This window comes from Suicoccus acidiformans, assembly GCF_003546865.1.
In the GTDB taxonomy this organism is placed as follows: Bacteria; Bacillota; Bacilli; order Lactobacillales; family Aerococcaceae; genus Suicoccus; species Suicoccus acidiformans.
On sequence record NZ_CP023434.1, the window covers coordinates 36,029 to 48,487 of the forward strand.

13 protein-coding genes and 1 other RNA gene are annotated in these 12,459 nt (G+C 41.9%); all 14 read left to right on the forward strand.

Annotated features, from left to right (window positions below; all coding sequences use genetic code 11):
* Window positions 1-97: 97 nt before the first annotated feature.
* Window positions 98-625 carry a manganese efflux pump gene (locus CL176_RS00175; protein ID WP_118989492.1) on the forward strand — a complete coding sequence of 176 codons (528 nt, stop codon included), beginning with the start codon at window positions 98-100 and terminating at the stop codon, window positions 623-625.
* Between the two features lie 26 nt (window positions 626-651).
* Window positions 652-852 (forward strand): protein Asterix, encoded by a 201-nt coding sequence (locus CL176_RS00180; protein ID WP_162890735.1) that lies wholly within the window; start codon window positions 652-654, stop codon window positions 850-852.
* Between the two features lie 207 nt (window positions 853-1,059).
* The gene (locus tag CL176_RS00185) at window positions 1,060-1,533 is read left to right on the forward strand and encodes a CtsR family transcriptional regulator (protein ID WP_118989493.1); all 474 of its coding nucleotides are present in this window, start codon (window positions 1,060-1,062) and stop codon (window positions 1,531-1,533) included.
* 11 nt (window positions 1,534-1,544) lie between these two features.
* Complete coding sequence (locus CL176_RS00190) at window positions 1,545-4,046, forward strand: ATP-dependent Clp protease ATP-binding subunit (RefSeq protein ID WP_118989494.1); 2,502 nt, start codon at window positions 1,545-1,547, stop codon at window positions 4,044-4,046.
* 147 nt (window positions 4,047-4,193) lie between these two features.
* Complete coding sequence (locus tag CL176_RS00195) at window positions 4,194-4,544, forward strand: hypothetical protein (protein ID WP_118989495.1); 351 nt, start codon at window positions 4,194-4,196, stop codon at window positions 4,542-4,544.
* 55 nt (window positions 4,545-4,599) lie between these two features.
* Window positions 4,600-5,133 (forward strand): tRNA adenosine(34) deaminase TadA, encoded by a 534-nt coding sequence (tadA, locus tag CL176_RS00200; RefSeq protein WP_118989496.1) that lies wholly within the window; start codon window positions 4,600-4,602, stop codon window positions 5,131-5,133.
* Between the two features lie 109 nt (window positions 5,134-5,242).
* An RNA gene (gene ffs, locus CL176_RS00205) (signal recognition particle sRNA small type) lies at window positions 5,243-5,341 on the forward strand.
* A 381-nt stretch (window positions 5,342-5,722) separates the two neighbouring features.
* Entirely contained in the window at window positions 5,723-6,022 is a 300-nt protein-coding gene (locus CL176_RS00210; protein WP_118989497.1) for a hypothetical protein, read from the forward strand.
* Window positions 6,023-6,247: 225 nt separating this feature from the next.
* Window positions 6,248-6,430: an IS3 family transposase gene (locus tag CL176_RS00215; RefSeq protein WP_118989498.1), complete on the forward strand. Its 183-nt coding sequence runs from the start codon at window positions 6,248-6,250 to the stop codon at window positions 6,428-6,430.
* Window positions 6,431-6,438: 8 nt separating this feature from the next.
* A complete protein-coding gene (locus tag CL176_RS00220) occupies window positions 6,439-7,005 on the forward strand; it encodes a DDE-type integrase/transposase/recombinase (protein ID WP_162890736.1) in 567 nt (188 codons plus the stop codon).
* Window positions 7,006-7,354: 349 nt separating this feature from the next.
* Entirely contained in the window at window positions 7,355-9,259 is a 1,905-nt protein-coding gene (locus CL176_RS00225; RefSeq protein ID WP_118989500.1) for a M13 family metallopeptidase, read from the forward strand.
* 132 nt (window positions 9,260-9,391) lie between these two features.
* A complete protein-coding gene (gene dnaX, locus CL176_RS00230) occupies window positions 9,392-11,440 on the forward strand; it encodes a DNA polymerase III subunit gamma/tau (protein ID WP_118989501.1) in 2,049 nt (682 codons plus the stop codon).
* A gap of 73 nt (window positions 11,441-11,513) precedes the next feature.
* Complete coding sequence (locus tag CL176_RS00235) at window positions 11,514-11,831, forward strand: YbaB/EbfC family nucleoid-associated protein (RefSeq protein WP_240430599.1); 318 nt, start codon at window positions 11,514-11,516, stop codon at window positions 11,829-11,831.
* Window positions 11,832-11,855: 24 nt separating this feature from the next.
* A complete protein-coding gene (gene recR, locus CL176_RS00240) occupies window positions 11,856-12,452 on the forward strand; it encodes a recombination mediator RecR (protein ID WP_118989503.1) in 597 nt (198 codons plus the stop codon).
* Window positions 12,453-12,459 lie beyond the last annotated feature (7 nt).

Here is a 12,459-nt window from a genome sequence, read left to right on the forward strand (position 1 = left end):
GATGATCCAGTAAATGAGTAGCAAAAGTGGAAAAACTTAATTAGCAGAAACTGGTAACTTTAGTTTAGCATTTACAATAGTCTTACTTTCAGGAGTTATGAATCTAGATGTTTTTTATTGGATGACCCATCAAGGCGCCAAACTTGCCCAAGTAAAACCTGGCCCAGTCATCTTAAGTGGAATATTTATCGGGACTTGGCAAATTCTGGTACTTTATGTAACTCAAGGTCTGAATGACCACATGATTGGTCATGCCACCCTCAATCAAATATCAGAGCAAGTGCTGTCGACTTTTGTGCCACTTCTTTATCTGGCTTTGGGTATGTATTTCTTGCATAGAGGTTCCAAGGTTGACGAACTTGATGAAGTTGCTCATGATAGCTTTGATTTAAAGGTGCTCTCACGCGTAGCGGGTAGGACTAGTGTGGATGCAAGCTTTATAGGGCTTGCCTTGGCCTTAAGTAGCTATCAAGTCAAAGTATTTTTCCCCTACATCTTTGCCTTTAGTGTCTTAGCAGTCATCCTTGGTGTTTATTATGGTCGCTATTATGGGCAAGATAATCAACGTAAGTCACTTACAATCGCTGGTATTCTATTTATCTTAATGGGAGTAAGTATTGTTTAATGAAATAAAGAAAGGAAGAATATCACATGGAAATTAGTAATCAAGCAGGTCAATGGTTAGTTTGGATAGGAATTATTTGTGCAGTTGTTGCGTTCTTCTGGCAACCTGTATGGATGAGCGTTATTGCAATTGTGCTCGGGATGATTGGTTTATTCTCTGGGCAGAAAAATCTGAATTGGGCTGCAATTATTATTGGTGTGATTGCACTCATTGTCTATTACATATAAGCCAAAGCGCTTGAAGAATGATTGAATTGCCAGCTCATGTGGGCTGGCTTTTTTTCGCGGGAGAAAGAATTTGAGCAAAAGGATTGTCAAACTTGGTCAAAGTATGTATAATAAGAATAAGATCAGCTTAGAAAGCCTATGATCTATTTTTTTGCTGGATAAAGTCAAAGATGGTCAGTGAATATTTGCTAGAAGGGGGGATTACAGATGGCCAAGAGGAATATGTCAGATATTATTGAATCTTATTTAAAGAGTTTCTTGAAGACGCAACAAGAATTGGAAATTAAGCGCAGTGATATTGCAGAACAGTTTGACTGTGTCCCTTCACAAATTAATTATGTGATTAATACCCGGTTCACTCAAGAACATGGCTACATGGTAGAAAGTAAGCGGGGTGGCGGTGGCTATATTCGTATCTTAAAGATAGAGCTTGTCCAAGATGTTGACGCAATTGATCAAATGATGGAGTTGGTAGGTCCGCGAATTAATGAACGGAGTGCGAGCAATATCATTGAAACCTTAGCTCAACATGATATTATAACCAACCGAGAGGCGATTTTGATTACGTCTATTCTTGAGAAGGAATTACTTAGTCTTATTGCAGATGATGCTGCTACGGCCCGCTCCGTTATGTTGCGCGAAATTTTAGGCCAATTACGCATTAATCATACAACACACTAAGAGGTGACAATATGTTTGAAGAATTATTTACAGAAAGCGCAAGGCAAGCGATGGTTTTTGCAGCCGAACAGGCTTATTATATGAGACATCAAGCCGTCGGTACAGAACATATTCTGCTTGGTTTAGCGCGTGAAGAGAATGGTATCGCTGGTAAAGCTCTAAGAGAAAAGGGCGCTACCTATGACCGCTTATACAAAGAATTAGAAATTATTCATGGCAAAGTAAGTTCACCAAGAATACAAGGAGAAGTGGTAATTCCTTACTCGCCGCGAGCAAAGAAAGTTATTATGAATGCTTCCAATGATGCAAAGCGTTTAAATGCCCAAAAAGTTGGAACGGAACATTTACTGTTGGGCATGCTTAAAGAAGAAATACTCGCAACAGTACTCTTGAAGAACCTTGGTATTAATTTAACTGAATTGCGTTCGCTCGTATACGAACTGCTTGGCTTAGATCAATCAAATAAAAATCGTAACCAAAATCGACGTCTGCAAAATGGACAGGCTAATACCAACCAAAAAACGAGCCTGACACCAACCTTAGATTCTGTAGCTAGAGATTTAACAGATATGGCTAGTAATGGCCAATTGGACCCTGTAATTGGTCGTGATGAAGAAGTTCGCCGAATAGTTCAAATTCTATCTCGGCGGACGAAGAACAATCCTGTTCTGGTGGGTGAACCAGGTGTAGGTAAAACTGCGATTGCTGAAGGTTTAGCCCAAGTTATCATTGCTGGTAGCGTTCCAGAAGACATCGCTGAGAAGCGCTTAATGATGTTGGATATGGGTGCCTTAGTTGCGGGGACTAAATACCGCGGTGAGTTTGAAGAGCGGATGAAGAAGATTATTGAAGAAATTATGGAAGATGGAAAAGTGATTCTATTTATTGATGAATTACACACCCTGATTGGCACAGGTGGGGCCGAAGGTTCCGTTGATGCGTCAAATATCTTAAAACCTGCCCTAGCTCGTGGTGAAATTCAAGTAGTTGGTGCAACAACTTTAGATGAATATCAGAAATATATCGAGAAGGATGCAGCTTTAGAAAGACGCTTCTCAAAAGTTCAAATTGAAGAACCCGATCAACAAGACGCCATCGATATAATTTATGGTTTGAAAGACCGTTATGAAGCACATCACCATGTAACAATTACGGATGAGGCTGTGGAAGCCGCCGTTAAATTAAGTATCCGCTATCTTACTGAACGTCGTTTGCCGGATAAGGCCGTTGATTTAATCGACGAGGCATCTGCAAAAGTTCGCATCGATGCCACAGTAGCGAACTCAGCGACAATGGATTTAGAGCAGAAGCTGAACCAAATTTCCAGTTCGAAAGAAGCCGCTATCTTAGATAGAGATTTCGAACGTGCGGCAAAACTTCGTGAGCAAGAGCAAGAAGTGGAGAAAGAATTGCAACAAGTAGTCATTCTAGAAAAGGAAAGGCAAGAAGAAATAGAAGAGTCTGGTATATCTGGCTTAGTGGTTACGTCAGAAGATGTCGCTGAGGTAGTGGCCTTAGCCACAGGTATTCCAGTTCGTCAAATGGATGCTAGCGAATCCAAACGCTTGGTTCATTTAGAAGAAGAATTGCACGAACGAGTGATTGGTCAAGATGAAGCCGTAAGTGCTGTGTCTCGAGCAATTAGAAGAGCATACAGTGGCTTGAAAAATCCGAAACGTCCAATTGGCTCTTTCCTCTTCTTAGGACCTACAGGTGTTGGTAAGACCGAATTAGCCCGAGCTATTGCTAGCAGTCTTTTCGGCAGTGAAGATAATATGATTCGGGTTGATATGTCTGAATATATGGAGAAACACAGTGTGTCTCGCTTAGTAGGTTCACCGCCAGGCTATGTTGGTTATGACGAGGCGGGGCAATTAACAGAACAAGTACGCCAACATCCATACAGTGTTATCTTGCTCGATGAGGTAGAAAAAGCTCATCCGGATGTATTTAATATTCTATTACAGGTCTTTGATGATGGACATCTTACAGACGGTAAAGGTCGCACAGTAGACTTTAGCAATACGATTATTATTATGACCTCGAACTTAGGTGCAACAGCACTAAGAGATGACAAAGCAGTTGGTTTCGGAGCGGTTGATTTGAGTCAAGATCATGATGCGATGGAAAAACGCATCTTAGAAGAGTTGAAACAAACCTTCCGTCCAGAATTTATTAATCGAATCGACGAAATTGTTGTCTTCCATCAATTGGATAAAGAGCATATTCGTGAAATTGTTAAGTTACAAACACAAGATATTATCAAACGTCTAGGTGACTTGCAAATTGATGCACGCGTAACAGATACTGCTGTAGATATTATTGCGGAAGCAGGCTTTGATCCAGAGTATGGGGCACGGCCAATTCGTCGGGCCATTCAAAAGCAAATCGAAGACGAATTGAGTGAAATGATGCTGCGTGGGGATATTGCTTATGGAGATGAGATTACGATTGGCGGTCGCCAAGGTAATATTAATATTAATAACCGTACTAAAGCATCTGCAGCTGACTAAAAGGATCTGCTGAATAGCTAAATTTAAAGCCTTCCTGTTGAGGGAGGGCTTTTTGTTATGATTTGCCCGTGAATAAATAAAGGGCAATTAATCGTATCTTGGTGCAATTTATGCTATAATTCTATTTAAGAAAGAGAGGCGGTTATCATGAAACGACGTACGAAAAGAAATATTGGCCTGGCTGTATTAGGTTCAACGATTGCAGTTGCAGGTGTGGCTTTATATATCTACTTTGACGAAACAGCTCGCGAGAAAGTACAAGGTGCTGTCAACCGTGAACGGGCGAAGATGTATGTACGCCATCGCTTAAATGGTTCGGAAGCTTTGGTGAAGGCCGTAGATAATCTATCTAACGAAGAGATTAATACGCTTGCGCGCTTAGCTGATTCAGCAGTTGAAGCAAAAGATACGGTGTCTGATACTTTAGACAGCTTGGTAGATAAAGCCAAGAATGCGACAGAGACAGTTACAGATCGAGTTGGCGATTTTTTTAATTAAGCTAAGAAGGTGAGAAACATTCTGATGTTCCTTGCCTTTTTTGTTGGAGAGGTTTATGAAAAGAATAGACGAATTATCATTTGAGGAACAAGAGCTTCATAAGCAGTGGATGCGCCTAGCTTTAGTAGAAGCCGAAAAAGCGGCAGAAATGGGAGAGGTGCCAATAGGAGCAATTATTGTTAAAGATGGTGCAATTTTAGCGCGGGGGCATAACTTAAGGGAATCACTTCGTGAGGCTACAGCTCATGCTGAACTCATTGCGATTGAAGCAGCGAATCAAGCACTGGATGCCTGGCGGATAGAAGGAGCTAGCTTGTATGTGACGGTAGAACCTTGCCCAATGTGTGCCGGGGCTATTATTAATGCTCGTTTGAGTGAAGTGATTTATGGCACGCGCGACCCGAAGGCTGGTTGTGTAGGCTCATTAATGAATTTATTGGAAGATGAGCGGTTTAATCATCAAGTAGAAGTGATTGAGGGGGTTCTCCAAGAGGACTGCAGTCTGATTATTTCTACTTTCTTTCGCCAATTGCGACAGCAACGTAAGGAAGCCAAACGCCTCCAAAAAGAAAAGTTATCCACAGATTAATGGAGAGTTGTGCACAAAGTTGTGGATAACTTTTGTGGATAAGTGACTCACTTCTCTTGTGGCTTATTCATTTAGGGAAGTTACTTGCTTTTTTACAGTATTCCTGGTATATTAGTATGCAGGCAATGGTGGCGTCGTGAACGAGTCAGGATCGGAAGATAGCAGCTATAAGCGACTAAGCCATGTGCCCTTTTTTATGCTTTCAAGAAGCGACTGAGCATAAGTTTGAGTGCATCGAAGCAAAGACTACAACAATTTATTTTTTAAATATATGAACCAGCGTCCTTTGATATGCTCCCCCTAAAGTAGATCTACTTTAGGGGGAGTTTTTGTGCGTTCAAATAAAAAGCATTCAGCTGAAGAATTAAAACAGTTTATCCAGCTCAACTTAGAAGGCGTTAGTTATCGTGAGCTGAAAGAATCCTAGGGTCTCCTCATCTCTGAGAGTGTCTTTAAAGGATATCGATTAAAGTACAGAATGCATGGCTTGTCAGTTTTACAGTCTCATAAAGACAATCATACCTATCCTTAAAGCTTCAAAGAAGCTGTCGTCAAGGAATAACTTGAAACTCAAGTGCTTACCCAGTGATTGGCTCGAAAGTATCAAATACCTTCAGCAACGACTGTACGAGATTGGCTAAGCAAGTATACTAAAGGAGAAGAAAATAAGGACTCCGCTCCTAAACCCGAGGTCTATACAATGAAAAGCCAGAAGAAAACACAAGCAGAAGAGATTGAGATTGTCAAAGATTATCTAGCAACCGAGGTGTCCTATAGAGAAACTGTTGAGAAATATCAAGTATTTTACAACAATGTCTATTCATGGGTTATAAGTACCGCAAGCATGGGCCGGATGGCCTCTTCGATGGTAGGGCAGGAGAAAACCTGACAGCATTCAAAAAGAAGAAGAGAAGCTTAAAACAGAGATCGCTGCCTTAAAAGTTCGTAATGAGTATTTAGAAACGGAGATCGCTGCCTTAAAAAAATTGCAAGAAGTGGAAAGAGAGTTGCTGTTACAAGAACAAAATACCAAGCGGAATTCAAGGCGATTCAGAAACTGAAGCAAGAAGGATACAAAATAACCTATCTGTGCGAGGTTTTAGGAGTCAGTCGATTGGCTTACTACAGATGGTTGAAACGCTTTCCTTCGCCTTCCCAGTTGCGCTTGGAATGGCTGATGAAGCAAATCCAAGAAGCTTATGACAAACACAAAGGGATTTATGGCTATCGGCGCTTAACCATCTATCTGAATTATTATAGGACGCTAAGGTCAATCATAAGTGTGTGTACCGCTTAATGAAGCTGATGGGACTGAAAGCAGTTATCCGACAGAAACGCTATCAGTATCGACCCAGCACCCCTCAACATGTCGCTAAGAATGTGTTGAATCGGTCATTTGACCAGCCTTATAAACCTAGACAGATCCTCCTGACGGATGTGACCGAATTGAAATACGGGAAGACCTGTAAGGCCTATTTGAGTGCCGTCTTAGATTACGGGGAGAAGAAAATCATTGCCCATCAGGTGTCTAAGCGCAACAATAATCAATTAGTAGCAGATACAGTCGTCCAAATTGAGGATGAAGTTATTCCAGGTGAAACCCTCTTTCATAGCGATCGAGGCTTTCAATATACTTTTCATTTCTTTAAAGCCTTTGTGGACAAGTATGAGTTAATCCAAAGCATGTCTCGGGTTGGGAAATGCCTCGATAATGGACCGATGGAGGCCATTTCGGGCACCCTGAAAGAAGAGATGTATAGTTTGAAGACTTATGATAGCTTTGAGGAACTCGAGGCAGATATCGCACGCAATATTGATTTCTACAATAATGAGCGAGTGACTTTAGCTATGGGGCTTAAAATTCTAGCATAAAAAAAACCATGCCTGAATAAATCAAGCATGGTACAAAATAATTTGTTTTTTGCCTGTCTACTTGACAGGGGGCAGTTCAAACACTTTTGGGGTGCTCTTTTTGTGTTTATAGGTCTCATATATTTTGATTTTTCGCTTGGTCTGTACTACCATAAAGTATTATAAGAGGAATAAAAGTGAATCAGACGAAGGGAAAGGACGCGAACCTATCGTACCTTATGTTAAGGCTTAGCGTTTGTAGATATAAGTAAGCGTGTGAGAATGTTAGAACGGTGCTATTATAACGATGCGACGTCTACGTAATGAGCCAAAAGTTACGATAAGTTCATGTGAGAAGGGAGATTGTAAGATGAGTATTAATGCGGACTTATTTACAGAAGATTTATATATGGCAGTTAATGGGGACTGGCAAGAGACGGCAGAAATACCGGATGATAAAGCTAGTACAGGTGGTTTTAATGATTTACGCGATGGAATCGAAGAGTTGTTAATGGGGGTTATTCAAGGGATGGAGGCTGGAGAGTTGGCTATCCCTAATGATGAGTTGGATGAGATGCTGACTTATTACCGGCAGGCTATTGATTTTGATGAACGCAATACCTTAGCTGGTGAGCCCCTTAAACCATATTTGCAGCAAATTGAAAGCTTGAATGATTATGCGGCTTTGGAGGAACTGTTTCCGGCTTGGGTTTTGCGTGGCTTTCCATTGCCGTTTACATTTGGTGTATCAGCAGATATGAAGAATACTGCGGTGCATACCTTGTATTTAGGTGTACCGTCGACAATTTTGCCGGATGTGACTTATTATGAAGCAGGGAATGAAAGTGCCGAAGCTTTGCTGGCTATTTATCAGCAGATGAGTGTGGAAATACTTGAAGCGATCGGTTATGACTACACTCAAGCTCAGTCTTATGTGGAACAAGCCTTAGCTTTTGATCGGTTGTTGGTCCCTCATTTAAAGAGTCAGGAAGAGTTAGCGGATTATGTCGCTTCCTATAACCCGAGAAGTATGGCAGAGATTGAGTCTTATCACTCTCGAATGAGTTTCAAGAAGATTATTCAAGCCTTGCTAGGTCAAGAGATTTCAGAGGCCATTGTAAGTGAACCTGCTTATTTTGAAGCCTTGGAGCGAATCTTAACGCCTGAACATTTCTCACAACTTAAAGCATGGATGTTGGTTAAGTTAGCTAATAGCCAAGCAAGTATGATGTCAGAGGACTTGCGTCAATTGGCTGGACAATATAGCCTTGCCTTATCAGGTAATCCAAGTATCCAGAATCAAACTAAGCATGCTTACTATTTAACGACTAGTTATTTCGATATGGTGATTGGGGATTATTATGGGAAGACGTATTTCGGGCCAGAGGCGCGTCAAGATGTGCGTGAAATGGTTGAAGTGATGATTAATGTGTATAAGGAACGTCTCAAGCGGAATGATTGGTTGAGCCAAGCAACGATTAATCAAGCCATTGTTAAATTGGATGCCTTGGATATTTTAGTAGGCTATCCGGATGATTATCCAGACGTATACCGAGCAATCGATATTCAACCAGATAAAAGTTTATATGAGAATACTTTGGCTATGCGAATTCTCTTTGCTGAGGATGCGCTAGGTAAATATGGTGAGCCGGTGGATCGTAAGAAGTGGGGCATGAGTCCTGATACGGTGAATGCTTACTTTAATCCGGCCCATAATCATATTTGCTTCCCAGCGGCAATTCTTCAGGCACCCTTTTATAGCTTAGAACAAAGTCGAAGTGAGAATTATGGGGGGATTGGGGCCGTGATTGCCCATGAAATTTCCCATGCTTTCGATAATAATGGTGCTAAATTTGATGAATATGGTAATTTAAATAATTGGTGGACGGACGAGGATTTTGAAGCGTTTGAAACCAAAGCAGATGCGATGGTCAAGCAATGGGATGGGATTGAATATGCCGGAGGCAAAGTAAACGGCACCTTAACTGTCTCAGAGAATATTGCAGATGGTGGCGGGTTAACGGCCGCGCTGGAAGCTACGAAACGTGAAACTGATGGTGATTTACGAGCTTTCTTTATTAATTGGGCACGCATTTGGCGGAATAAAGCCCGTCCAGAATATATGCAACTGCTTTTGACTGTAGATGTGCACGCTCCAGCACCTTTAAGAGCGTCGGTTCAACCGCGTAATTTGGATGAATTCCACGAAGTCTTCGGTACTCAAGTCGGCGATGGCATGTACCTAGCCCCGGAGGATCGGGTTATTATTTGGTAATAAGAGATTTAGGGCATAACTTTTCAGCTTACCAGAGGTTGAAAAGTTATGCGTCTTTATATAGGATTTTTAAAGCTGAATAGGTGGAAGTTTGCTATAATAGGATAAGATATGTGAAAAGGAGGGACAAGTGTGAGTTATCAAGCTTTGTATCGGGTTTGGCGGCCCCAGACTTTCGATGAGATGATTGGCCAAACGGCGATAAAAGAAACCTTAAAGAATGCAGTGAAACATGAGCAATTGAGCCATGCTTATTTATTCACTGGTCCACGAGGGACTGGTAAGACAAGTGCGGCCAAGATTCTTGCCAAAGCCATCAACTGTCCCAATCAAACAGATGGGAATCCATGTAATGCATGCGATATTTGCCAAGGGATTACTCAAGGGCAACTTAGTGACGTCGTTGAAATTGATGCGGCGAGTAATAATGGGGTCGAAGAAATTCGTGATTTGCGGGATAATGTACGTTATGCGGCAACTCAGGCAGAATATAAAGTTTATATTATCGATGAGGTCCATATGCTCACAACGGGAGCTTTTAACGCTCTATTAAAGACGCTTGAAGAGCCACCTGAGAATGTGGTGTTTATCCTAGCAACGACTGAGCCGCATAAAATTCCGGCAACGATTATTTCTAGGACACAACGCTTCGATTTCCAACAAATTCAAGCAGATGATTTAATTAAGCGCATGAGAGAGATTCTGACGCATGAAGCCATTGCTTATGAAGAGGAAGCTCTGGCTATTATTGCTCGGGCAGCTAATGGGGGCATGCGGGATAGCTTATCCTTATTGGATCAAGCCATTTCTTATGATTTAGATAAGGTCTCTGTAACCAGTGCTTTGGAAGTTTCGGGAAGCTTGCACCAACTGGATTATGTCAATTATATCCAAGCTTTATATCAAGGAGAAGCTGAAGAAGCTTTAGCGATTATACAGGCGCAGTTTGCCCAAGGGAAGCAAGCGAATCGTTTTATCGAGGAGTTGCTCCTTTTCGCACGAGATATACTATTGACGGTGTATTCTTCCGCTAATCATACCTTGCTAAGTGAAGAAGAGCTTAAGCCCCTTATCGATACGGTTGAGCCAAGTTATTATTATCAATTAATTGAAGGCTTGACCCAAGCTCAGAACAAGATGCGTTTCTCGACGCAACCGAGCTTATATGTTGAAGTACTAACTATTCAACTGAGTCAAGGTTTACTACCCCAACCAGAGGACTCGACACAAGAAAATGAACAGAATCTTGAAGGCCTGGTCAAACCTTTACATGACCAAGTTAATCGCCTTGAAGAACAGTTAGCGGCGCTTCAAAGTCAAGTGGATGGCCAGATGAAAGTTATTCAAGCGCATGAACCAACACAGGAAGATTTCTCAATTACACCACCAAATGAAGGGGACACGTTTACCCAAGCTCACGCTGAAACACCGCATGAAGCACCTACGCAGCCGGAAGTGGAAAGGGGTGTTCCACGACCGCGGCCTGAGAAACAGAAAGCGAATTATGTGTTGAATGTTTATCATGTCTACCAAGTTCTCAATGATGCGACCCATCAGCATATTGCTAAGCTGAAGGAGAATTGGCGTCAAATCATTCAACAACTGCCCCCGCAAGATCGCAATAAATTTATTGCAACCGAACCTTTGGCTGCCGGACCGGGTCTCGCTTTAATAGCTTTTGAACAGGAGAATTTCTGTGCAATCGTGCAGCAGGACACAGCATTGCTAGATATTCTTCAAGAAGAGAGTGGAGCTTTAATAGGCGAAGCGATGACGTACGTATTTATATTAAAATCAGACTGGCCACAAATACGGAAGAATTATACCGTTCTACGCAAGGAAAATCAGGGGCAAGCAGTTCCTATTCCGCCAGAAGATTTATTACACATACCTGAGTCGCAAGAGAGGGTTGAGCGCAGGGTATCAGAAGAAGCGGATTCAACGCATACGCCTGCTACTTCTGATATATCAAGAGCAGAGAAAGTGGCTGATGAAGCCCCAAGGGAAGAGCCAGCTGGTTCAGAGGATTCACCTGAGCCTGAGTCACCAGAAAAAACGGAAGACTCAGCATTACCCTTAGCAGAGGATATCGATACTGTTCAGCGAGCCGATTTACCAGAGGAAATTACTCAGGCAATAGATTTATTTGGTGAAGATTTAATTCATGTATACTATGATTGAGGTCAATGAATCAACTAACCGTCGAAGCTTGAATTATGTTACACTAGACCTATTATATTACTAGGAGGATATAATAATGCGTGGTATGGGAAATATGCAAGGAATTATGAAGCAAATGCAGAAGATGCAGAAAGATATGGAAGCAACGCAAAAGGAGCTCGAAAATAGTACATTTGTCAGCGAAGATACCAATCAGCTCGTTCGTGTGGAAGTAAATGGCAAAAGACAGCTACTCGATTTGACCATTCAGGAAGCTTTAGTTGATCCGGATGACATCGAGATGCTAGAGGACTTGGTACTAGCTACCGTCAATGAGGCCTTAGCACAAGTTGACGAAGAGACACAGGCGAAGATGAGTCGCTTTACACAAGGGATGAATTTACCGTTTTAATAGGTGTAGAAAGAAGGGTTACATGTGCAATATCCAGCGCCTATTGCTAAGCTCATTCATAGCTTCACTAAACTCCCAGGTATCGGGAGCAAAACTGCAGCGCGTTTAGCCTTTTATATTCTGGAAATGAATGAGGCCGATGTTCTGGAGTTCGCGCAGAATTTAATTAATGCCAGACGTGACCTAACCCATTGTCAAATATGTGGCAATATTACGGATACAGACCCCTGCCTTATTTGTAGTGATACGTCACGAGACCGTACAACCATTCTAGTTGTCGAAGATTCCCGGGATGTCATGTCGATGGAACGTATGCAGGAATATAACGGCCTGTATCACGTCTTAGGTGGTGTTTTATCACCGATGGAAGGGACTGGCCCTGAAGATTTGAATATCACTCAACTCATTCAACGGCTAGAAGATGAAACCGTTCAAGAAGTGATTTTGGCTACAAATGCGACGTCAGAAGGTGAGGCTACGGCCATGTACTTATCTAGGTTAATTAAACCGGCAGGAATCAAAGTGACGCGGTTAGCTCATGGTTTATCCGTGGGCAGTGATATTGAATATGCAGATGAGATGACTTTATACCGAGCGATTGAAGGTCGCAGAGAACTTTAAGAGGGAG